General features: G+C 66.1%; 19 protein-coding genes. 9 read left to right on the top strand and 10 right to left on the bottom strand.

Annotated features, from left to right (window positions below; all coding sequences use genetic code 11):
* The first annotated feature begins 54 nt into the window (after window positions 1–54).
* Window positions 55–1,488: a D-alanyl-D-alanine carboxypeptidase/D-alanyl-D-alanine endopeptidase gene (dacB, locus tag DSM104440_RS07330; protein WP_171161365.1), complete on the top strand. Its 1,434-nt coding sequence runs from the start codon at window positions 55–57 to the stop codon at window positions 1,486–1,488.
* Between the two features lie 244 nt (window positions 1,489–1,732).
* On the opposite strand, the gene DSM104440_RS07325 is transcribed toward dacB, so the two are convergent.
* From DSM104440_RS07325 to DSM104440_RS07315, 3 genes are read right to left on the bottom strand one after another with little or no spacing between them, the layout of a single operon-like run.
* Window positions 1,733–2,812, bottom strand: coding sequence for a Gfo/Idh/MocA family protein (locus DSM104440_RS07325; RefSeq protein ID WP_171161364.1), 1,080 nt, complete (start codon window positions 2,810–2,812; stop codon window positions 1,733–1,735).
* Window positions 2,813–2,824: 12 nt separating this feature from the next.
* Window positions 2,825–3,436 (bottom strand): M15 family metallopeptidase, encoded by a 612-nt coding sequence (locus DSM104440_RS07320; protein ID WP_171161363.1) that lies wholly within the window; start codon window positions 3,434–3,436, stop codon window positions 2,825–2,827.
* 28 nt (window positions 3,437–3,464) lie between these two features.
* Entirely contained in the window at window positions 3,465–4,556 is a 1,092-nt protein-coding gene (locus tag DSM104440_RS07315; protein WP_171161362.1) for a PA0069 family radical SAM protein, read from the bottom strand.
* 161 nt (window positions 4,557–4,717) lie between these two features.
* Here DSM104440_RS07315 and DSM104440_RS07310 point away from each other — a divergent pair, with 161 nt between their 5' ends.
* Entirely contained in the window at window positions 4,718–5,749 is a 1,032-nt protein-coding gene (locus DSM104440_RS07310; RefSeq protein WP_171161361.1) for a phosphatidylinositol-specific phospholipase C, read from the top strand.
* A 16-nt stretch (window positions 5,750–5,765) separates the two neighbouring features.
* On the opposite strand, the gene DSM104440_RS07305 is transcribed toward DSM104440_RS07310, so the two are convergent.
* The 4 genes from DSM104440_RS07305 to DSM104440_RS07290 form a co-directional block, all read right to left on the bottom strand.
* Window positions 5,766–7,076, bottom strand: a complete 1,311-nt coding sequence (locus DSM104440_RS07305; RefSeq protein WP_171161360.1) for a pectate lyase family protein — start codon at window positions 7,074–7,076, stop codon at window positions 5,766–5,768.
* Window positions 7,077–7,087: 11 nt separating this feature from the next.
* Complete coding sequence (locus tag DSM104440_RS07300) at window positions 7,088–8,935, bottom strand: pectinesterase family protein (RefSeq protein ID WP_171161359.1); 1,848 nt, start codon at window positions 8,933–8,935, stop codon at window positions 7,088–7,090.
* 23 nt (window positions 8,936–8,958) lie between these two features.
* The gene (locus DSM104440_RS07295; protein WP_171161358.1) at window positions 8,959–11,913 is read right to left on the bottom strand and encodes a TonB-dependent receptor; all 2,955 of its coding nucleotides are present in this window, start codon (window positions 11,911–11,913) and stop codon (window positions 8,959–8,961) included.
* Window positions 11,914–12,294: 381 nt separating this feature from the next.
* Window positions 12,295–13,338: a LacI family DNA-binding transcriptional regulator gene (locus tag DSM104440_RS07290; protein ID WP_212758257.1), complete on the bottom strand. Its 1,044-nt coding sequence runs from the start codon at window positions 13,336–13,338 to the stop codon at window positions 12,295–12,297.
* A gap of 167 nt (window positions 13,339–13,505) precedes the next feature.
* Here DSM104440_RS07290 and DSM104440_RS07285 point away from each other — a divergent pair, with 167 nt between their 5' ends.
* The 5 genes from DSM104440_RS07285 to DSM104440_RS07265 are packed head-to-tail and all read left to right on the top strand — an operon-like array spanning window position 13,506 to window position 18,054.
* Window positions 13,506–14,321, top strand: coding sequence for an NAD-dependent epimerase/dehydratase family protein (locus DSM104440_RS07285; RefSeq protein WP_171161357.1), 816 nt, complete (start codon window positions 13,506–13,508; stop codon window positions 14,319–14,321).
* A gap of 7 nt (window positions 14,322–14,328) precedes the next feature.
* Complete coding sequence (locus DSM104440_RS07280) at window positions 14,329–15,237, top strand: SMP-30/gluconolactonase/LRE family protein (protein ID WP_171161356.1); 909 nt, start codon at window positions 14,329–14,331, stop codon at window positions 15,235–15,237.
* A 19-nt stretch (window positions 15,238–15,256) separates the two neighbouring features.
* A complete protein-coding gene (locus DSM104440_RS07275) occupies window positions 15,257–16,237 on the top strand; it encodes a TRAP transporter substrate-binding protein (protein WP_212758256.1) in 981 nt (326 codons plus the stop codon).
* 9 nt (window positions 16,238–16,246) lie between these two features.
* On the top strand, window positions 16,247–16,780 hold the full coding sequence (locus tag DSM104440_RS07270; protein ID WP_171161355.1) for a TRAP transporter small permease: 534 nt from the start codon (window positions 16,247–16,249) through the stop codon (window positions 16,778–16,780).
* On the top strand, window positions 16,771–18,054 hold the full coding sequence (locus tag DSM104440_RS07265) for a TRAP transporter large permease (protein WP_171161354.1): 1,284 nt from the start codon (window positions 16,771–16,773) through the stop codon (window positions 18,052–18,054). Before DSM104440_RS07270 ends, DSM104440_RS07265 begins: the two co-directional genes overlap by 10 nt.
* Before the next feature lie 37 nt (window positions 18,055–18,091).
* Here DSM104440_RS07265 and DSM104440_RS07260 read toward each other — a convergent pair whose 3' ends face one another.
* A complete protein-coding gene (locus DSM104440_RS07260) occupies window positions 18,092–19,042 on the bottom strand; it encodes a Bug family tripartite tricarboxylate transporter substrate binding protein (RefSeq protein ID WP_171161353.1) in 951 nt (316 codons plus the stop codon).
* A 117-nt stretch (window positions 19,043–19,159) separates the two neighbouring features.
* On the opposite strand from DSM104440_RS07260, the gene DSM104440_RS07255 reads away from it, so the two are divergent.
* Window positions 19,160–20,092 carry a LysR family transcriptional regulator gene (locus tag DSM104440_RS07255; protein ID WP_171161352.1) on the top strand — a complete coding sequence of 311 codons (933 nt, stop codon included), beginning with the start codon at window positions 19,160–19,162 and terminating at the stop codon, window positions 20,090–20,092.
* 82 nt (window positions 20,093–20,174) lie between these two features.
* Here the strand turns inward: DSM104440_RS07255 and DSM104440_RS07250 are convergent, their stop codons facing one another.
* The gene (locus tag DSM104440_RS07250; protein ID WP_171161351.1) at window positions 20,175–20,615 is read right to left on the bottom strand and encodes a hypothetical protein; all 441 of its coding nucleotides are present in this window, start codon (window positions 20,613–20,615) and stop codon (window positions 20,175–20,177) included.
* 183 nt (window positions 20,616–20,798) lie between these two features.
* Between DSM104440_RS07250 and DSM104440_RS07245 the strand changes: the two genes are divergently transcribed.
* Window positions 20,799–22,016, top strand: coding sequence for an FAD-dependent monooxygenase (locus DSM104440_RS07245; protein ID WP_212758255.1), 1,218 nt, complete (start codon window positions 20,799–20,801; stop codon window positions 22,014–22,016).
* On the opposite strand, the gene DSM104440_RS07240 is transcribed toward DSM104440_RS07245, so the two are convergent.
* Window positions 21,979–22,905 carry a Bug family tripartite tricarboxylate transporter substrate binding protein gene (locus DSM104440_RS07240; protein ID WP_171161350.1) on the bottom strand — a complete coding sequence of 309 codons (927 nt, stop codon included), beginning with the start codon at window positions 22,903–22,905 and terminating at the stop codon, window positions 21,979–21,981. The two genes, DSM104440_RS07245 and DSM104440_RS07240, sit on opposite strands and share 38 nt — an antisense overlap.
* Window positions 22,906–22,912 lie beyond the last annotated feature (7 nt).

The following is a 22,912-nucleotide window of genomic DNA, read 5'->3' as shown; positions in this document are numbered from 1 at the left end:
AATATTACAAATGGCTAATGTCCGTGTTCTCAACGACACTCCCGCTCCCCTTCCATGATCGCCCGCTTCATGCTAGCCGGCGCGCTGCTCGCGGCCGGTCACCCGGCCGTTGCCGCCGGAATTCCCGATTCGATCGCCCGGCAGGCCCGCGCCGCCGGCATTCCCGAGGATGCAATCACCCTCGTGGTGCAGCGGCCCGGCGATGGTGCGACGCTCGCGTCGCACCACGCTGACCGCCCCGTCGCGCCCGCTTCCACGCTGAAGCTCCTCACGGCGCTCGTCGCGCTGGAGACCTTCGGGCCCGGCTATCGCGGCTCGGCCGAGCTTCGCACGCGCGCCGAGGCTGTCGACGGCGTGCTCGAGGGCGATCTCGTGCTCAAGGGCTTCGCGGACGTGGATCTCGACACCGCGGCCTTCGAGCGAATGCTCACGGGCCTGCGGGCGCGCGGCATCCGCGAGATCCGCGGCGACTTCATCCTCGACCGCACCTTTTTCGATCCCGCGCGCACCGACGTGGGCCTGCCTCCCTTCGACGAGGCCCCCGAGTTCCGCTACAACGTCGTTCCCGACGCGGTGCTGCTCAACACGAACCTGATGCGCCTCGAGCTCTCGGCCGACGAGAAGGCGATGCGCGTCCTCGTCTCCACGCCACTCGAAGGTGTCGTTGTGTCAGCCGGCGAGATGAAGCTCGTCGACAAGCCCTGCGAGGATTGGGAAGACTTCTGGACGATTCCGGTCGTGAAGGAAAGCGCCGGGACGATCCACGTGCGCCTGCAGGGCGAGTTCCCGCGCCGCTGCAACGCATCCACCGAGATCAACGTGATCGAGCGCGTGGCCTTCGCCGATCGCCTGTTCCGCGCGCTGTGGACTCGTTTGGGCGGGACGTTCACGGGCAAGACCCGCGACGGCGTCGCTCCCACGGATGCGATCGTCCTCTCGACGCACCGCTCGCGCGCCTTCTCGCAGGTGCTGCACGACATCAACAAGCGTTCCGACAACCCGATCACGCGCGTGACCTACCTCACGATCGGCGCGCGCCCGCCCGATGGCCCGTTGCTGCCGACCGCGGAACGCTCGGAGCGCTTCGTGCGCGCCTGGATGAAGCAGCGCGGCATCGACGACGCGGGGCTCGTGCTCGAGAACGGCTCGGGGCTTTCACGCAAGGAGCGCGTGAAGGCCTCGCAGCTCGCCGCGGTGTTGCGCGCCGGCGCGCACAGCGTGTGGTCGGCGGAATTCGCCGCGAGCCTGCCGATCGTCGGCCACGATGGCGGCGGCATGCGCACGCGGTTGCGCGGCGTCGCCATCGCCGAGGGCACGCGCTTCAAGACGGGCACGCTCAAGGATTCGACGGGGCTCGCGGGCTACCTGCGCACCGCCGCGGGCGAGACACGCATCGTGGTCGCGATCATCAACCACGAGAACGCGAAGAAGGGCGTCGCGCGGCCGCTGGTCGACGCGCTCGTCGAGTGGGCCGCGACGCTGAAGTAGACGGGGCGGGGTCGGGCTCGAATGATTTTGGAGTCAAGAATCCTTGGAGAAAATAGCCTCCATTGGATTCCAAAACGCCTCCATTGGAGTACCCGCACGAGACGTCAAATCCAGGCGTGGCTCGTCGACCTGTAACGCACGAATTCACATCGCAGGCGGGTACTCCAATGGAGGCGTTTTGGAATCCAATGGAGGCTATTTTCTCCAAGGATTCTTGACTCCAAAATCATTCGAGTCCGACCACCTACCTGACTTCCACCCGCTTCCCGCCCCCCGCGGCGGACGCGTAGATCGCCTCGACGATCGCCATGTCGCGCCGGCCCATCGCGCCGCCGACGCGCGATTCCTGGCCGTTGAGTACGCATAGCGCGAAGTCGTCCATCTGCAGCGCCTGCTGGTTCACGCCCGCGATCACGAGCGGACCGCGGCTCGTGGCGCCGGCGATCCCGCCGTAGTTGAACGCGGGCTTCAACTCGAACCAGCCGCCCTTCGCTTCGGCGCGGAAGTCGTTGCGGCCGGCGTCGTAGCTCGTGAAGGACTCGCACTTCGCGCCGTTCGGGAACTCCAGCGTCCACGAGATGCTTTCCTCGACGTCCTTGAAGAACTCAGGCCGCTTCTTGGGATGCACGGTGGCCGTGGCTGCAACCGGCGTGGCGCCGGCAGCCATGCACGCTTCCTGCACGACGTAGATGCCGAGGTCCATCAACGGGCCGCCACCGGCGAGCGCTTTCTCTGCGCGCCATTGCGCCTTCTGCATCGAAAACGCGAAGCCGCCCGTCATCGTCATGAACGGACCGAACTCCTGCGAACGCACGAGCTTGCGCAGCTCCTCGTGGAACGGATCGAAGTGGAGCCGATAGCCGATCGAGAGCTTCACGCCCGCGGCCTTGCACGCGTTGATGATCACGTCGCACTGCGCGGTGCTCACTTCCATCGGCTTCTCGCAGAGCACGTGCTTGCCCGCCTTCGCCGCGGCGATGCAGTCGCGCGCGTGCAGCGCGGGCGGCGTCACGACGTAGACGATGTCCACGTCCTTGTTGTCGGCGAGGCGGCCCATCGTGTCGTAGCCGTAGACGCTTGACTCCGGAAAGCCATAGTCGCGCGCCCACTGGCGGCCCTTCTCGGGCGAGCCGGTGACCACCGCGCTGAGGCGGCAGTGCTTCGTCTGCTTGAGTGCCGGGCCGAGCTGGCCGGTCGAGTACATGCCGAGGCCGACGAGGGCCACGCCGAGTTTCTTCATGGGATCCTTCGCATGGAGCCGCGGCGAAGCAAGAGCGAATGCGCCCGCGGCGGAGAGTTCGAGGAAACGGCGGCGTGAGCTCATGGAAAGTCCTCGCTAGAGAACGCGGACGAATTCGTTGCGGATGCGCTCGCGGTCGCCGCCGTCGAAGTGCCACCACTCGCGCGAGATGCCCTGCCAGCCGGCTTCCTGCATTACCTCGCGCAGCAGGCGGCGATTGGTGACGTGCTCGGCCTTCAACTTGCCCTGGGCGACGTGCTCGTCTTCCTTCACGGGGTGCGAGAGCTCGGTGAGGTCATCGAACGGCGTTCCCATGTCGAGTTCGCGGCCCTCGCGATCGGCGAGCGTGATGTCCACCGCCATGCCGAAGGAATGGATCGAGCCGCGCGAGGGGGGCGCCAGGTAGATCTGCAGGCCCGTGCCCTCGAGCCGCGCCCAGAGCCGCTCCTGCACGCGTTGCGGCCGCAGCGCATCGAGCACGACGAGGTGCAGGTCCGGGCGGCGCGTCGTGAGCGCATCGACCGCCTGCGCCAGGCGCGCGGCGCCTTCGCGATGGATCCACGCGCAATCGAAGGGCGCATAGAGATCGCTGCCGACGAAATTGTGGGGGCTCGCGTATCGGAGATCGACACCGATTCCGGCAATGCTCGCGAGCGTGCGGAAATCCGGATGTCCGTGCAGCGATTCGATCGGCAGGGTGTTCGCCATGCAGCAAGCGTACACGGGCGCGGCTGAGCTAGAAAAGCCGGGCCTGCCCGTGGCGCGAGGGTGGCGTGAACTTCGACGCATCGACCGCATAGTCGCCGCGCGTCAATCCGAATCGCTCGAGGCCCTTCGCGAAACGCTGCTTCAGCAGTTCCGCGAAAAGCCCCTGCCCCTTCATGCGGCTGCCGAAGTTCGGGTCGTTGTCGCGCCCGCCGCGCATCTCGTGCACGCGCGACATCACGTGCGCGGCCTTCAACGGGAAGCGCTCCTCGAGCCACGCGCGGAAGACCTCCTTCACTTCCCAGGGCAGCCGAAGCAGCGTGTACGACGCGGTGCGGGCACCAGCCTCCGCGGTCGCTTCGAGAATGGATTCGAGCTCCGAATCGGTGAGGTAGGGAATCACGGGCGCGACGTTCACGTTGACCGGGATGCCGGCCTCGGAAAGCCGGCGGATGGCGAGCAGGCGCCGCGCCGGGGCGCTCGCCCGGGGCTCGAGGTAGCGCGAGATACCGTGATCGAGTGTGACGACGGTGATAGTGACGTTCACCAGCCGCTCGCGTGCGAGCTGCGAAAGAAGATCGATGTCGCGCTCGATCAGCGCGGACTTGGTGATCAGCCCGACCGGGTGGCGCGTTTCGAGCATGACTTCCAGCACCGATCGCGTGATGCGGTGCTCGCGCTCGATGGGTTGGTACGCATCGGTGTTCACGCCGATCACGATCGTTTCACAGCGGTAGCCGGGCTTCGCGAGCTCCTCGCGCAGCACCTCCGCGGCGTTGGTCTTCGCGCTGAGGCGCGTTTCCCAGTCGAGGCCCGGCGAGAGTCCCAGGTAGGCGTGACTGGGCCGCGCGTAGCAGTAGGGGCAGCCGATCCCGCAGCCGCGGTACGGATTGAGCGACTGGTTGAAACCGATGTCGGGCGAATCGTTGCGCGAAATGATGCTCTTCGCGCGCTCGATCGCGATCACCGTCTTCGGCTTGCTCGGTCCGTCCTCCGGCTCCTGGAACCAGCCGTCATCGGTTTCGCCGCGCGCCCACTTCTCGAAGCGTCCTTCGGGATTGATCGTCGCGCCGCGGCCCTTGGCGGCCGCGCCATGGTTGCCGGCTGTCGTCTTGAGGGGCATCGCAAAATTCTAGTGCGCCGAACCATCCCGCGCGCGATCGCACCGCGATTGTGGATAACTCCCCTAAGACCTTGGTCGTAGTGGCCCGGGGCCTTACGTCCTGATGACTGGATCGGGGCTCGCGACTATGCTGGCGTCACAACTACAGGGAGATTCACCCAATGATCACGAATGTCTTTTCGCGCACCGCGCGGGCGATCTCGCTCGCGGCCGCACTTGCAACCCCCTTTGCCGCACTCGCGCACAACAACCCCGGCTACTCGCACGACTCCGGCCCCGGCGGCAACTACAGCAAGCCCTCGTGGATGGGCGCGCTGGCCGACGGCAGGAAGATCAGCGAGCTCAGCGTGCCCGGGTCGCACGACACCATGTCCCATCACGGCGGCGACATCGCGAAGACGCAATCGATGCCGCTGGCCACGCAGCTCAACTCGGGCATTCGCGCGCTCGATATCCGCTGCCGTCACGTGAAGAACGGCTTCCCGATCTACCACGGGATCATCGACCAGAAGGCGGATTTCCGCGACGTCCTCAACACCGCGCAGGCCTTCCTCAAGGCGAATCCGAGGGAGACCATCCTGATGCGCGTCAAGGAAGAGCACACGCCAGACGGCAACACGCGCACCTTCGAGCAGACCTTCGAAGATTATGTGGCGAAGTATCCGGGCCTGTTCTGGACGGGAACGGGCACCAACCCCACGCTGGGAGAAGTGCGCGGGAAGATCGTCGTCCTGCAGGACTTCCGGCCGGCCACGAAGACCTGGGGCCTGATGTGGAACACCTTCGACATCCAGGACGACTTCAGCGTGAAGACCAACTGGGACCTCGAGGGCAAGTGGAACAAGGTCTCGGCCCAGGTCCAGGACGCCTTCAGGGGCGACGCCAACAAGGTCTACGTGAACTTCCTCAGCGCCTCGGGCGGCTCGTTCCCCTACTTCATCGCGAGCGGGCACTCGAGCCCCGGCACGGGCGCGCCGCGCCTGGCAACGGGCAAGACCACGCCGGGCTGGAAGAACTGCTGCAAGATGTTCCCGCGCGTCAATTGCGCGATCGGCATCTGCACCATCGCCTTCGAGGGCACCAACACCCTGATGTACGACACCCTCAAGACGCTGGGGATCGGCCGCGTCGGCATCATCTACGCCGACTTCCCGGGCTATGGGTTGATCGACGAGATCATCAAGCGGAACTGAGTGACGGAGGCCGCGCCTAGCGCGCGGCCTTCTTCGGGTACACGCCCGACTTCGGCTCCATCGTTTCCAGGTTCCAGTCCGCTTCGACGAAGGGCGCGCGCGTTTCCTTCTGTTTCGGATACGCGCTCACGTCCTTCTCGTCGTTGATGATCTCGCCACGGCCCTCGGCGATGAAGTAAAGCACCCGGATATCGTCTTCGTCGCGATCCCAGGGGCGCGCACCGGCCTCCGCGAGGATGTGGGTCTCGAGATCCGCGGCCGGCATCACCGGCAGGCCCGCGGGCCAGGACACCGGCTCCTTCGCCTCGATGAGCTTCGCCTTCGTGATTCCGTAGCGGCCGAACATCGGCAGCGGCGCGCCGTGCTTGTCCACCGCGACGTTGTCCTTGGCGTAGTACTCGATGTCGCCGTCACCACCGAGCATGAAGAACGAGAGGCGCTCGTCGGTCGACGGTCCGCCGCGCAGCACGTTGCCCACGGCGCTCATCTGGCCCACCTGGTACGGCCGATTGCCCCATTCGAGCGCCATGAGGTTGTAGTGGATCGCGCGCTTGCCCGGGTTGTAGATGAGGTTGTTCACGACCGCACCGCGCACGCCGCCCTTGAAGAGCGGGCTGCGCTCGACGTTGTGCGCGTAGATGTTGCGCCAGATGAGGATGTTGGTGACGTTGTCGTGGATCAGCGAGCCCTTCGAATGCTCGCCCTTCGGGTGGCTGGAGTCCGCGAGGCCTTCCGAGGCGAGGTTGTACTGGAAGGTGATGTTGCGGCTCGTGCCATTGCGCCAGTCATCGGGTGTGGCGCCGGTGAAGCGCGGACCGGATGCGGACATGTTCTCGTCGATCGCCCAGCTGAACGTACAGTGGTCGACGATCACGCGGTTGGCGGACACGGTCGAGAATGCATCGGCTTCCCAGCCGCTGCGCTTCGCCTGCCCGTCCGCGCCGGTGCGCACGCGGATGTGCCGGATGATCACGTCGTTGGTGCGCAAGTCCAGGCCGCCCTTGATGAGCGTGATCCCGGGCGAGGGCGCGGTCTGCCCCGCGATCGTGAAGTACGGCTCGGTGATCTTCCATTCCTTGCGGCCCATGTCGATGACGCCGCCCACTTCGAACACGATGATGCGCGGGCCCTTCTCCTTGAGCGCCGCGAACAGCGACCCGGGCCCGTCGGCGTTGAGGTTGGTCACGCGGATGATCTTGCCGCCGCGGCCTCCCGGAGTGACGGCGGCCCAGCCCACGGCCCCGGGGAACGCGGGCTGCGGTGCTTGTGCGGCTGCGGTGGTGGCGACGAGGCCGGCAAGGGCCAGCGAGACGAGGGCTTGGCGCATCAGGTTCTCCTTCAATCGTGCGTGTTGCGGAATTCGGCGAGGTACGGCTCGGCCGGCATCGGCCCCGCGGCGTACCCCAGGTAATCATCGGAATCGTATTGCACCACCCGATAGCGCGGCGAACCGGGCGCGTTCCACGATGCCCACGGCTGCAGCTTGTCGATATGCGCGCCGATGCGCGACTCGAGGATGATGGCCTTGCCCACCGCTTCAGGCTTCTGCCCCTGCGGCCACTGGCGCGCGAGCTTGAAGACACCGGCGCGGGCGTTGGCCGAATCGTCGGCCGTGAATGCGCAGCGGTGGAAGACGAAGCCGAAACGCGTCGCATGGTGCGTGCTGGGCGCGAGCGCGAAGGATTCCTTGCGGAACGCGCCGATCGTGCGGATCTCGGAATCGAGGAAGTACGCGGTCGCGTCGCCGAAGATGAAATCCATGTCGCCGTGGACCTGCGAGCGATGGATGAAGATGCGCGGGATCTTGCCGCCCGAGGACTTGAGGTAGAGCGTGTCCTGGAAACCCAGGAAGCGCACGTCGTCGAATTGCACCTTGTCCGCGCCGTCGACTTGCATCGCGACCGCCTGGTTCTGCCCGCGCTCGTCGCCCACGCCCCGGTTGTAGGCGTTCTCGAAGGTGAGGTTGCGCGCCTGGAAGCCCGCGCCGCGAATCCACGCGACCGATGAGCCCGCGGTGCCGATCTCGGCGCGCTCCTTCACGGAGGCATGCATCGCGGCGATGGCCGGGGGCGAGTTGGCGAACGCAGCGCCGTACGCTGCCGCGTAGCGCTCGCCCGTCATCCGCGAGAAGAGGTTCGCGCGAATGCGCGTCTCGCCGGCGTTGCTGCCTCCGCCCACGAGCGTGATCGACGCACCCGTGTCGGGAACGTAGATCAGCTCCTCGTAGACGCCGGGCTTCACGAGGATGCGCATTCGCCCCGTGCGGGTCGAGGCGGCGTCGATCGCCGATTGCACGGTCGCAAACGTTCGCTGTCCATCGGCTTTCGCCGCACGATCGACCGTGGCATCGACCAGCGGCACGGTGCGGGTCGCGAACGGATCGGTGAGCGGATCCCAGCCATCGCGAGGATCGCCGGCCAGCACCGCGCGGTAGGCGTAGCGTGCGGCCTGCGCTTCGTTGAGCTGCGGGCGCACCGTCAACAAGGGTGCCAGGTCGGGCACCGCGCGGCCGAGGTGGCGCGCGACCAGGCGCGCGAAATACGCCCCGCCCTTCGAACCCAGGTGCGTGCGATCGAAATCCGGCGGCGGCATGGCGAGCGTGTCGGCTTCCGTGCTGCCCATGCGCGAGACGGCGGCGGCGCTCTCGGCATTGATCTCCAGCACCGCCACGCCGGTTGCCTTGCCCACCTCGCGCGTGGCGTCGGCCCAGGGCGCGAGATCGTTGACCAGCGCGCCGTCGCGGAATGAACGGCGCGTGAGCGGTGTGAGCAGCACCGGGATTGCGCCGCGCTCGCGCACTTCGTCGACGTAGCGGCGCATGTTCACCGGAAATTCCGTGGAAAGGTCCGTCGAGCGTCCGGGCTTGCCCGGCTGGTCGTTGTGGCCGAACTGCACGAGGACGTAGGTCGTGCGCGAACCGTCGGCCAGCAACTCCTGCACGCCCTTCCACAGCCCTTCGGCGCGGAAGCTCATGGAGCTCCTCCCGCCGCGCGCGAGGTTCACGCACTCGACCTCGGGACGGAAGTACGAGCAGAGGGTGTTGCCGTAGCCCGTGCGCGGCGCCAGCGTGGAATCGCCCACGAGGATCACGCGCACGCCTCCAGAAGAACCGGGGGCTGCGAAAGCGAGTTCGCAGCCCCCGGAGAGAAGCACCGCCAGGGCGGCTATGCGCAGGACGTCACGCATGCGCCTGGCGGTTTCTTGCGGCTTCAGAACTTGACCCGCACTCCCAGCATGTATTCACGGCCCGTGACGTGGTAGACCACGGGGCTGTTGCGGGAGCTCGAGATGTACTGGTCGTTGGCTTCATTGGTCAGGTTGACGCCTTCGAACGTGAGATCGACGTTCGGCGTGAGCTTGTATGACATCGACATGTCCACGTTCGTCGTCTTGTTCTTGCCCTCGACGTCGTTGTTGTTCTGGCCCGGGACGCGGGTCAGGAACGAATCGCGCGACGTTGCCGAGACACGGACGCTGAACACGCCGTCGTCATAGTAAAGCGTACCCGACAGGGAGCGCGGCGAGAGGTTGAGCAGGTCGTCGGTGATCGTCAATTCCGCGGTGGGCGAAATGAGGTAGTTGATCTCCGACTTCACGTACGTGTACGCGACCAGGGCGCCGAAGTTCTTCCAGATGCCGGGCAGGAACGTGAACGGCTGCTGGTAGTTGATTTCGATGCCCTTGAGCGGACCGCCCTTCGTGTTCACCGGCGTGGTGACTGCGAACACTTCCTCGCCCGTGAAGTTCGCGGGCAGCAGGTTGAGCGGAAGACCCGTCTGGTTGTACGGGACGTTCGTGCGCAGCTGCTGGATGTAGGTGTTGATGTCCTTGTAGAACAGGCCGACGCCCAGCAGCGCGTTCTTGTCGAAGTACCACTCGAAGTTCGCGTCGAACGTGTTCGCGCGGAACGGCTGCAGGTACGGGTTGCCCGCCGTGATCGTGAGGTTGCCCGTGGTGGCGATCGCGCCGCCCGGCGAGAGGTTGCCGAGCTGCGGACGCGCCATCACCTTGGACGCGGCGAAGCGCAGCATGATGTCCTTCGAGAGGCTCACCGCGAGGTTGGCCGAAGGCAGCCAATCGTCGTAGTCCGTGTCGACCTGGACTTCCGTGCCGCCGCCCGTGGCCTGGTAGCCGATGGCGTTCACCTTGGTCTTCACGTAGCGCACGCCGGCGTTGCCCTTGTAGCTGTAGCCGAACGCGGTCGACGAGAAGTCCGCCATGAAGAAGCCGCCCGTGTCCTCTTCGGTCACCTTCCGGTTGTTGCCGCGCGCGTTGCCGTTGGTGATCGAGGACAGCGTGTAGTCGCCAGGCCCGCCCGCGGGACCGGACTGCAGGCAATTGCAGTAGATGTTGTACGCGTTGACGATCGCGTTCAGGTTCGGGATCACCCAGGAGGTGACCGTGCCGCCCGGAAGATCCAGCCCGCGGCCGAAGCCGGAGATGGTCGTCGTGAGGTCGGCCATGCTCGTGCCCGCCGGCGGCGCGAAGATCGTGTCGTTCTGGTTGACGCGGCGGAACTCGAACGTGTCGAACTTGTACTTCTTGTAGTCGAGGCCGCCCTTGAGCGACACCGCCGGCGTCAGTTCGTAGTTCAGGTCGATGTGGCCGGTGTCGATCTTGTTGGTCGCGCCTTGCGGACGGATCCGGATTTCACTCGTCGTGGTGTTCGGGATCGTCGCGGGCTGCGTGCCGGTGGTGACGCGCGGCACGCCGAGCAGCGTGAGCGGGTTGTTGGTGGCGCTCGCCGGATCGAACGGATAGGTGATCGCACCCATGCGCGAGTTCTCGCGGAAGTCGAGGCCATAGCCGTTGACGTTCAGCGCGTCGAGCGTGGTCGTGGTCTGCACCGGGTTGTCGAACTTGGAATCGGAGCGGCCGATGCGCGCCGTGAGCTTCATGCGATCGCCGATGTCCTGCTCCCACTGGAGGCTCGGCTGCTTGAAGGTCGTGGAAAGCTCGTCGTAGCGCGACTCGGAACGGATGTCGACGCCGTTGTACACGCCGTAGAGCAGCGAGCCGTTCGAGTCGTAGCCCGTGGAAAGCACGCTGGTCTGCGGCTTGCCGCCCTGCGCGGCGGAGCGGCTGAAGGAGATCGCCTCGAGGAAGTCCTCCTGGCGGGTCGCATCGAGCTTCGAGTACAGCATGTCGAACGTGAGCAACGTGCCGGTCACGGGCTTCCACTGGATCGAGCCGGTAACACCGGTGCGGTCCTGTTCGTGCGTGAGGCGTCCATAACGCGGCAGGCGCGGGTGGAAGTTGTTGTTGTTGCTCGCCGTGTTGTAGGCGTCGGTCGCACCCGCGGAGGCAGGCAGGCGGTTCACGCCCTGCGCGGCCGGGCCGCAGGTGGTCGCGGTGGATGTGTTCGGGTTCGCCGTCACGCCGATAGGAGCGCACCAGCCGCCCGACGATCCGCCGTTGTCCCAGCGCACCGTGCTGAAGCCCTCTTCGTAGAGGTTGCGCTTGCCGAACGAGCCGGAGAGAAGCACGCCGACGCGGTCCTCGGCGAAGCGGGTCGAGATGAGGAACGCGGCGCGCGGGTCCGTCTTCTCGGAGAGATCGTTGTAGCGGCCCTGGAGCGACGCCGTGGCGGTGAAGCCCGGATAGTCGAAGGGACGCGCGGTCTGCAGGTCGACGGTCGCGCCGAGCGAGCCTTCCTCGACGTCGGCCGACATCGACTTCCTCACCGTGAGGGTGGTGAAGAGCTCGGAGGCGAAGACGTTGAAGTCGAAGCCGCGCGAGCGGTTGGCGCCACCGGAGCTGTCCGTGCCGCCCGTGGTCGCGAGCGCCTCGAACATGTTGATGCGTACGCGCGTGAAGTCGAGACCCAGGCCGCGGACCGTGATGTTGCGGCCTTCGCCCGCGTCGCGGTCGATCACCACGCCCGGAACGCGTTGCAGCGATTCGGCGATGTTGGAGTCGGGAAACTTCGCGATGTCTTCCGCCTTGATGACGTCGACGATGTTCGTGTCTTCGCGCTTGGCGTTGAGCGAGCTCTCGAGCGACTGGCGGAAACCCGTGACGGTCACCTTCTCGACCTTGTCGGGCGTGTCGCCAGGCTTCGCTGCCGCGGGCGCCTGCGCTTGCGCCTGCTGGGCCTGGAACATCATGGCGGCCATCACGGCGAGCGCGATGGGCGAAAGGGAAAACCTTTTCTGGTTCTTCATGTTTCTCACTCCTCCTGAGACTCTCTTGGTCTTGGGTTGAAGCGCGAGCGGTGCGCCTCTTGTTTCCCACCTGTCCCGCGGCCGGCTCCTGGGGGTACCGACCGCGGGAAGGGAAACGTTTTTCTAATCTAGCGGGATCGGACGGATGGTGTCAACAAAGGTCCGGTTCGGGATCAAGGCTTCCATGGGGATGAGTTGGATCGCGGGGATGCCGACTATCCTATTGTTTTATATGTATTTATGGACGCCGCTTGGTAATTCAACATTGCTGTCGGCGTCCGCCCCGGCCTGCTCCGCCGGCAAAAAGAAAACGTTTACTACCATCGGGAAACTTGTTACCTTCACGCCCCGGCGCCGGGCCGCGCGCGTATTGAATAGGTATCAGCGGGCGCGCTTTCGCGCCTTGGCGATGGAGGCGGCCGCCGCCTCGGAGTGGCGCACGCGAGTGGAATCGCGCATGACCAGGCGCGGCTCGATGAGCACGTGGCCGGCCTCGGATGTCTGCTCGCCGGCGATCTCGCGGAAGAGCATGCGCATGCCCTCCTCGCCCAGGCGTTCGCTCTGCGTGTCGACCGTCGTGAGCGCGGGGCTGGTGAAGCGCCCGAACGGAATGTTGTCGATGCCCACCACCGACATGTCGTCGGGAATGGAAATGCCGAGCGACTTCGCCACGCTCATGAAGCCGATCGCCACCATGTCGTTGTAGCAAACCACCGCGTCGGGCCGGTCCTTGCGCAGGACGATCCCCGCGCAGACCTGCTCGCCTTCGACGATCGTGGGACCGCGGACCTCGAAGCGCGTGAGCGGGAGGCCATGCGTCTGGAGGCACTCGCTCAAACCGCGCATGCGCTCCGTATCCGGCCGCGCCGGCGCGAAGCCTGCGTAGGCGATGTTGCGGTGCCCCTGCTTCACGAGGAGCTCGCCGATCATGTAGGCCGCGGCGTAGGCGTCGACCGCGATACTGGGCGAGCCCTTGGGCGCGGGGCGCCCGGAGAACACGACGGGCTTTCCGAACCCCAGGACGCGATGGAGCTGCTCCTCGGGCATGCGCGTGCTCACGATCAGGCCATCGACGCGCCGGCTCAACGCGATGAGCAGTTCGTCCTCGCGCGCCTGGCTCTCCTCGGTATCAACGAACAGCAGGTTGTAGCCGTGCTCGAGCGCCACGCGGTTCGCCCCCTTCACGATGTTGGTGAAGTGGGGGTTGGAGATGTCGAGGATCGCCACGCCGACCGCGCCCGTCTTGCCGGTGATCATGCTGCGCGCGAGCGGGTTCGAGTGGTACTCGAGCTCGTCGATCGCCGCCTGGATCTTGCGCTCGACCCCCGCCGTGAAGCGCTGCGTCGAGTTGATGAACTTCGAGACGGTGGCGATCGAGACGCCCGCAAGGGCGGCGACGTCGCGGATGGTGGGTCGCTTCTTCATCAGTAAACGTTTTCCGGGTTTCTGGCGATGGCGGGAGGGGTCGCCCATGCGCCCCCGGATTCCCTTCGCCTTGACAAGGATAACCCGTCCTCGCAAAATGCGGAAAACGTTTTCCCTTTCCAGCCACTCATCCGCCCGCTCCTCCGCGACGCCCCACACGGTGATCCATGAATGACGCACGACAAGAATACCGCCGCATCCTGCTGACCGGCGCCGCGGGCGGCCTGGGCAAGGTGCTTCGCGAGGGGCTGAAGCCCTTCGCGTCCGTGCTGCGCGTGTCCGACCGCGTGGACATCGGCACGGCGAAGACGGGCGAGGAAGTCGTGCTCTGCGAGCTGGGCGACAAGGCCGCCGTGCACCGGCTGGTCGAGGACTGCGACGCGGTGGTGCACTTCGGCGGCGTGTCGGTCGAGACGAATTTCGATCCGATCCTCGAAGCGAACATCGTTGGCCTCTTCAACGTGTACGAAGCGATGCGCAAGCACGGCGTGAAGCGCGCGGTGTTCGCGAGCTCCAATCATGTCACCGGCTTCTACAAGCAGGCCGACCGCATCGATGCCGATGACCCCGTGCGCCCCGACGGCCTCTACGGCGTCAGCAAGTGCTTCGGCGAGAACCTCTCGCGCTTCTACTTCGACCGCTACGGCATCGAGACCGCGTGCCTGCGCATCGGCTCTTCGTTTCCCGAGCCCAAGGACCGGCGGATGCTCGCCACGTACCTGAGCTACGCCGATCTCATCGAGCTCGTGCGGCGCGCGCTCTTCGCGCCCAAGGTCGGGCACACGGTGATCTTCGGCGCCTCCGACAACAAGGTGACGTGGTGGGACAACGCGAAGGCCGAGCACATCGGCTTCAAGCCGCGCGACACGTCGGAAGTGTTCCGCGCACGCGTCGAGGCGGCCGGTCCCCCGCTCGATCCGTCCAACCCCGTCGCGATCTTCCAGGGTGGCGCGTTCGTCACCGCCGGTCCGTTCGACGACTGAGGCGGGCATGGCGGCGATCGAAAGACTGTCGGACCCCCTCTTCACGGTCGGCGAGTCGCCCGTGTGGCGCACGTCCGAATCCGCGCTCTACTGGGTGGACATTCCCGCGAAGAAGATCCATCGCCTCGATCCCGCGAGCGGACGCATCGATGCGTGGACCGGTCCCGAGCAGGTTGCGTGCATCGCGTTCGACGCCGAGGGCGGCATCATCGCCGGCCTCGAGACCGGCATCTTCGCGCTGCGCCTCGGCAACGGCGGCACCGTTTCTTCCACGCGCCTCGCGGCCCCCGCGATGCCCATGCCCAACATGCGCTTCAACGACGGGCGCTGCGACCGGCAGGGCCGCTTCTGGGCGGGCACGATGCACCAGGACATTCCCGCGGCCCATCCGGTCGGCGCGCTTTATCGCTACAGCGCGCTCCATGGACTCACCGGTCCGGTGGAGAACGGGCTCATGACGCAGAACGGGCTTGCGTGGTCGCCCAAGGGCGATCGCATGTACCTCTCGGACTCGAACCCGAAGGCGCAGCTCGTGTGGGCCTTCGACTACGACACCGACACGGGGACGCCGAGCAACAAGCGGCTCTTCGTCGACATGAACCTGCATCCGGGGCGCCCCGACGGCGCCGCGGTGGACGCCGACGGCTGCTACTGGACCTGCGCCAATGACGCGGGCCAGCTCCTGCGCTTCACGCCCGAGGGCAAGCTCGACCGCAGCATCGCGCTGCCGGTGAAGAAGCCTTCGATGTGCGCCTTTGGAGGCGTCAATTTCGATACCCTGTACGTGACGTCGATACGTCCGGCCAAAGAGGCGGACCTCGTCGACCAACCGGCCGCGGGTGCGTTATTCGCACTGCGGCCCGGAATCCAGGGGCTGCCCGAAGCCGAATTCGGCGCCCCGAAGCACAACGCCTGACGACAACGAGGAGAACCACATGAGCCTGATGCTCCGTACCGCGATCGCGGCCTGCGCGCTCGCCGCCACCGCCGCCGCCCCGCTGGCCACCGCCCGGGATTTCCGCTCGGCCGAAGTGCACCCGAAGGACTACCCGACCACACTCGCCGTCGATCAGATGGGCGAAACGCTGAAGAAGAACTCCGGCGGAAAGCTCGCCTTGCGCGTGTACGCGAACGGCGCGCTGGGCACCGAGAAGGACACGATCGAGCAACTGAAGATCGGCGCGCTCGACATGACGCGCATCAACGTGGCGCCGCTCAACAGCGTCGTGCCCGAGACGATCATCGTGGGCCTTCCCTTCCTCTTTCGTTCCGTCGAACACATGCGCAAGGTGCTCGATGGCCCGATCGGCGAAGAGATCCTCGCGGCGATGGAATCGCAGGGGCTCGTGGGCCTCGCGTTCTACGACAGCGGCGCGCGCTCCTTCTACACCGTGAAGAAGCCGGTGAAGTCCATGGCCGACCTGAAGGGCATGAAGGTGCGCGTGATCCAGTCGGATCTCTTCGTCGCGATGGTCCAGGCGCTGGGCGCCAACGCCACACCGATGCCCTACGGCGAGGTCTATACGGCGCTCAAGACCGGCATCGTCGACGCCGCAGAGAACAACTGGCCGTCGTATGAATCCTCGCGCCACTTCGAGGCCGCGAAGTACTACAACCTCTCCGAACACTCGCTGGTCCCCGAAATGCTGGTGTTCTCGAAGAAGGTGTGGGACGGGCTCTCGAAGGACGAGCAGGCGCAGATCCGCAAGGCGGCGAAGGAATCGGTGCCGTACATGCGCAAGCTCTGGGACGAGCGCGAGGTGAAGTCGCGCGCCATCGTCGAGAAGGCCGGCATCCAGGTGGTCCCGATCGCGAACAAGCAGGAGTTCATCGATGCGATGAAGCCTGTGTACGAGAAGTTCGCCTCGACGCCGAAGCTCAAGGACCTCGTGAAGCGCATCCAGGAAACGAAGTAGGTCTCCCGGATGAATGACGCCACACGCCCGGGGCAATCGCCCCGGCGACTCCGCCTGCTCACCCGCGTGAACGCGGTGCTCGCGCGTTACGGCGCGTACTTCGCCGTCGCCGGGCTGGTCTTCATCGTCGTGATCGTGGCCTGGCAGGTCTTTGGCCGCTACGTGATGAACGACAGCCCCACGTGGACTGAAAACCTCGCGCTGGTGCTCGTTCTTTACGTGACGTTGATCGGCGCGGCGGTCGGCGTGCGCGATGCCGGCCACATCGGCATGGAGTCGTTGCTGATCCTCGTTCCCGAGCGCGTGCGGCTGAAGCTCGAGATCGTGATCCACGTCCTCATCGGCCTTTTCGGCGCCGCGATGATGTGGAACGGCTGGATCCTCGGGTACTCCGTGGCCTCGTACAAGCTTGCGAACATCAACCTGCCCGAGTCGGTGCGATACGTGCCGCTCGTGCTTTCCGGCGCGCTGATCGTGCTGTTCTCGATCGAGCACATCCTCGCGCTGCTGGACGGAGAAGAAGTGGAGCCGGCGTGGCACTGACGATCCTCGCGGTCAGCTTCATCCTCCTGCTGGTGTTGGGCGTCCCGGTCGCGTTCGCGATCGGGTTGTCGGCGATCTGCACGATCCTCTACGAGGGTCTGCCGATCGCCGTTCTTTTCCAGCAAATGATGTCCGGGATGAACATCTTCTCGTTCCTCGCGATCCCGTTCTTCGTCTTCAGCGGAGAGCTGATGCTGCACGGGGGCATCGCCGACAAGATCGTCGCGCTCGCGCGCAACATGATCGGCCACATCCGCGGCGGCCTCGGGATGTCGAACGTCGTCGCGTGCACGCTCTTCGGCGGCGTGTCGGGTTCGCCCACGGCGGACGTCTCCGCGATGGGCACGGTGATGATCCCGATGATGAAGAAGGAGGGTTACCACGTCGACTACGCGGTCAACGTGACGACCCACGCCTCGCTCGTCGGCGCGCTCATGCCCACGAGCCACAACATGATCATCTATTCGCTCGCCGCGGGCGGGAAGGTGTCGGTGAGCTCGCTCATCGCCGCAGGCGTCGTGCCTGCGGTCGTACTCACCATCTGCATGCTCGTCGCCGCGTACCTCGTGGCGGTCAAGCGCGGCTACCCGGCGGGCACCTTCCCGGGCTGGAACGCGTTATGGCGCTCGATGGCCGCGGCCGCGCCCGGATTGCTGATCATCGTGATCATCCTGGTGGGCATCCTCTCGGGCGTGTTCACGGCAACGGAATCCGCGGCGGTAGCGGTGGTGTACTCGATCGGCCTCACGATCTTCGTCTACCGGACGATGACGCGCGAGAAGTTCCTCAAGGCCGCCGCCAAGGCCGTGAAGACCACGGGCGTGGTGCTGCTGCTCATCGGCGTGTCGACGATGTTCCAGTACCTTGCGGCGCTCTACCAGGTAGCCGACCTCGCGGGTGCGGCCGTCGGCAGCATCTCGACGAACCCCTTGATGGTGTTCCTCATCATCAACATCATCCTGTTCCTGCTCGGCACGTTCATGGACATGGCGAGCACCATCCTCATCTGCACGCCGATCTTCCTGCCGATCGCGATGCAGTACGGCATGGATCCGGTGCAGTTCGGGATGGTGATGCTGATCAACTGCGCGCTGGGGCTGAACACCCCGCCCGTGGGCACCACGCAGTTCGTGGGCTGCGCGATCGGCGGCATCTCGGTGGGCGAAGTGATGCGCACGATCTGGCCGTTCTACACGGCGCTCATCGCCGCGCTGCTGCTGGTCACTTACGTCCCCTCGTTCTCGCTCTGGCTGCCGCGCCTGCTGATGAACTGAGCGGGGCCGCAACGGCGTCGCGCACGTCGCGCGATGGCTATTCCTGGGGAACGTCGTTCTCGGTGACGAAGCGCCGCCATGTCTGCGCGCTCTGGGCAATGGCGTTCGCCAACTGGGTCGGCGTCGAACCCTCGGCCACCAGGTGCTGCGTCGCAAGCGCCGCGCGCAGGGCCGGATCCTCCAGGGCGCGTCCAACCTCCCGTGCGAGTCGCTCGACAATGGCCGAAGGCGTTCCAGGCGGCGCGACGATCGCATTCCAGTTGGGAATGGAAACGTCGAGTCCCGCTTCGGCCATCGTCGGTACGTCGGGCGCCTGTTCGCTGCGCGCGGGCATGAGGGTCGCTAGCATCCGCAGCTTTCCCGCCTTCACCTGGGGCAGTGCCTGGGCGAGCGGTGTGAAGTAGACCTGCACGCGCCCCTCGACGACATCCATGAGCGCCGGCGCGCCTCCCTTGTAGGGCACGCGGACCATGGTCGTCCCGCTCGCCTTCATGAACTGCACCGCAGCCATGTATTCGCTGAGCGGGCCCGTCGCGTAGTTCAGCTTGTCCGGATTCGCACGCGCATAGGCCACAAGCTGCGCCACCGATGAAGCGGGTACGGAAGGATGCACGTACAGCCCATGGGGAAGCCGGCACACCATCGACACGGGCGTGAATTCGGAGAAGGACTTGAAGGGCGCCGACTTCTGGAGCAATGGCAGGCCGGTCATCGAGGACATCGCCCAGAGGAGCGTGTAGCCATCGGGCGCGGCGGCAATGGCCGCCTGCGTCGCAATGCTGCCGCCGGCACCGGGCCGGTTCTCGATGATCACGGGACGGCCCAGCGATTTCGCGAGCGATTGCCCGATCAATCGCGCCGCGGCATCCGACGCGCCGCCCGGGGGAACGCCGACGAGCAGCTTGATCGGCCTTTCGGGATACTCGGCCGCGGCCGGAAGCAGCGCCAACGTGAGCAGTGTTGCAAGGAAACGCTGCAGCGGATTCATGGATGCCCTCGTGGAGACGACCTGGCAACGAGCCTACGCCCGCGCCGCTGCATATTGGAAATGAATATCGCGTATAAGTCACATTCGAAGCATCGATATCCGATCCGCGGAGGCGCCATGAAACACGAAATCGGAACGCTCGGCAGGCGTGTGGACCTCAACCTGCTGGTCATCTTCGATGCGGTCTACCAGGCTCGCAGCCTGACCGAGGCCGGGATTCGGCTGGGACTCAGCCAGCCGGCGATCAGCCACGCGCTCGGGCGCTTGCGTCACGTCTTCGGGGACCCGCTTTTCCTTCGAACGCCGCGGGGCGTCGCGCCCACGCAGGTCGCGGACCAGGTCGCCCCCAGAGTCGCCGAAGGACTGTCGATCATCCGCTCGAGCTTCGAGCCCCCTCGCTTCGATCCGGCCACGTCGACGCGCCTCTTCACGATCGGGATGGCCGACATCGGCGAGGTGGTGCAACTGCCGCTCCTCATGAAGGCGCTGCGCAACGCGCCGGGCATCCGGCTCCGGACCATCGCGCTTCCGCCGACGCAGGCGCGCGCCGCACTGGCCGACGGCCAGGTCGACCTCGCGCTCTCGAATTTCCCGGTGAAGGCTCCGCTCCACGAGGAAATCCTTGGAAAGCCCGGCTACGCGACGATCGTGCGAAGGGATCATCCCACCCTTCGCTCTAGAATCACGCTCGCCGCATTCCGGCGCGCGCGACACCTGCTCGTGCGGCCCGCCGGTGCGGGCGTCAGGCACGGTGAGGTCATCGAGAAAGCGTTACGCGCGATCGATGCGACGATCGCCATCCAGGTCGGGCACTTCTTTCCCGTGGGCGCGATCCTCGCCAAGACCGATCTCGTGGCGACAGTCCCGCTCGGCATCGCGAAATCGATGGCGCGCCTGGTGCCCCTGGGTATCTTCAGGCCCCCGATCAAGCTGCCCGTGACGCACCTCTCGCTGGTGTGGCACGAGCGCTATCACGGCGACCCCGGCAACCAGTGGCTGCGCGAAATATTCGTCCGCGAGACGCGCCCACTCTATGAGCAGGGTCCGTAGAGGTCGGCCCGCGATTCGTCCGGCTTCAATGAAAACGCCCAACCTCGAAAGGCTGGGCGTTTGTTTTGCCGCCGCTGTTTCGTTAACCCTCTTCGCTCTTGGGCGGGTCACTCTTCGCCGGCTGCTCGATCGGTGACGGCGGGACCGGCTCGGCGGGCTTCGGCTCCGGAACGGGGTCCGGTGCCGGTCGCATCGCAGGCGCCTCATCCACCGACGGACTCGGGCTGAGCGGCGTGCTCGCGGATTTCGTCGCCGCGCTCTTCGCAGTCTTGGGCGATGGGGCCACACTCGCAGGCGCGCGAGCCGGCTCCTCGGTGCGAACTTCCGGAACCGTCGCCGGCGCTTGCGCGATCAGCGTCGGGGCTTCGGCAGGCGGTGTCGTCGACTCGGCGACGACCGCGGGCGGCTTCGCCACGGGCTTCGGTGCCTTTTCAGAATCCTTCGTTGCGTAGTCGAGCGCTACTGCGCCACCGACCACCATGACCGTGATCGTGCCAAGAACAAATCCAAAGTGATGACTCATTTGAATCCCCCTATTGAGTTGGCTACATTGAATCGGACAGAGGGTTTCGGCCGTGGGTTGCGCTCTTCAGGGCAGAATCGGACGGCACCTACAGGCCTGGAGCGTGCCCTCCTACAATGACGCCGCATGCAGGGTCGAAATCCGGAGGACAGTGCGGACTTCTAGGGCATCATTGCCGCGTCCATGACAGCCCGTCTGAGCATCGCAATCATCGGCGGCGGCATCGGTGGCCTGTTCGCGGCCAACGCGCTGCTCGCGCGCGGCCTTCGCGTCACCGTCTACGAGCAGGCTCCCGCCATCGGCGAAACCGGTGCGGGCGTCTTCGTCACGCCCAATGCGGTGCGTCACCTCGAGCGCGTCGGACTCGGAGGCGCGGTCGAGCGCCTGGGCGCACGCGTCGGCCCGGAGTCTGCCTATTTTCATCACGACGGCGCGCACATAGCGCCGGTGCAGGTGACCGATGCGGCGGGATGGAATGCCTGCTTTGGCATGCACCGCGCTGACTACGTCGAGTTCCTCGCCGCGCACCTGCCCAGCGACACACTTCGCACCGGCCACCACGCGGTCGGCTTCGAGCAGACCGCCGACATCGCCCGCGTGAGCTTCGCCAACGGCGCCGTCGCCGAGGCCGATGTAGTGATTGGTGCAGATGGCATTCATTCCGAGCTGCGTCCGCACGTCTTCCCTCCATCCAAGCCCGTCTTCCACGGCACGATCGCGTACCGCGGCCTCGTCCCGCGCGAGCGCTTGCCGCATTGGCCCTTGGACCGGTGGCAGATGTGGGCGGGCCCCGCGAAGCACTTCCTCGTTTTCCCGGTGCGCGGCGGCGACATGGTGAACTACGTCGGCTTCGTGCCGGCCGATGAGCAGATGAAGGAGTCGTGGTCCGCGCCGGGGGATCCGGACGTGCTGCGCCGGGAATTTGACGGCTGGGACGCGCGCGTGGGCCAGGTGCTGGAACAAGTTGACCGGACCTATCGCTGGGCGCTCTACGACCGGGAACCGCTGCCCACCTGGACCCGGGGCCGTCTCAGCCTCCTCGGAGACGCCGCGCATCCGATGCTGCCGCACCTCGGCCAGGGCGCGAACCAGGCGATCGAGGACGGCATGGCGCTCGCCACCATCCTTGCACGGGCCGACGCGGCCAGCGCGCCTGCGTGCCTGCTCGCGTATGAGCGTTTGCGCCGCGAGCGCGTGGCCGAAGTCCAGTTGGGAGCGCGCAAGCACGGACTGCGCGTCGATTCGCGAGTCGAGGATCTTCGCAAGCGCGACGCGGATCTCGTTGCGCACGCCGAGTTCCGCAAGCAGCTCTACTCGTACGACGTCGTGACGCACGCCGAGCACGCAGTGAACGCAGCGCCGCCTACTTCGCCAGGCCAGCCTTCTTCGCCATTTCGATGACGCGCTTGAACTCTTCGCGTATCTCGGCCAACTGCTGCTCCGGCGTCGCGTAAGCCTGGACGATCCCGAACGGCGCGAGCCTCGCGCCGACCTCGGGCGCCTTGACCGCCTGCTCGATGGCCGCGACGAGCGCCTTGCGCGCGTCCTCCGGAATCCCGGCGGGGGCGAGATAGCTGAACCAGATACCGAAGAGGTCCTCGCGGTAGCCGAGTTCCTTCAACGCCGGAATGTCCGCGTATTCGGCGACCCGGTTCGAGGTCGCGATTCCGCGCAACGCCCCGGCCTTGATGTGCGCGCCGAGCGCGCCGAGCGACAGCGCTGCGCCTTCAATGTGGCCGCCGCGCAACGCGGTCGCCGCGGGTGCGGCTCCGGTATAGGGCACCGGCACCAGGTCCACGCCGGTAAGCGCATTGACGAGCAGGATGCAGAACTCCCCGACCGACCCGGCACCGGGGTGCCCGATACGCACCTGACCCGGATTCTTCTTCGCATGCTCGATCAGCTCCGCGAAGCTTCGATAGGGCGCATCGCTGCGAACCGCGAGCACGCTCGGCGTGCGCGACGAGATCCCGAGCGGCACGAGATCCTTCTGCGCATCGTACGAAGCGGACTGCGGGTCGAGCGCGGGACGAAACGTAAGCGCGCTGTTCTGCGCGAACAGGATTGTCTGCCCGTCCTTGCGTGCATGCGCGACGCTCGCCGCACCGATCGCGCCGCCCGCGCCCGGGCGATTCACTGTCAGTACGGGAACGCCGAGGCGGCGCGACATCTCTTCGGCCATCGACCGCGCGGAAATATCGGCGGCATCCCCGGGTGCGAGCGGCACGACGATGCTGATCGGGCCGTTCGGAAACGTCTGCGCGAACGCACCGCCCGCGCACCAAGCCACAAAGCAA

Source organism: Usitatibacter palustris, assembly GCF_013003985.1.
In the GTDB taxonomy this organism is placed as follows: Bacteria; Pseudomonadota; Gammaproteobacteria; order Burkholderiales; family Usitatibacteraceae; genus Usitatibacter; species Usitatibacter palustris.
This window is presented reverse-complemented; position numbering and strand designations above follow the sequence as displayed.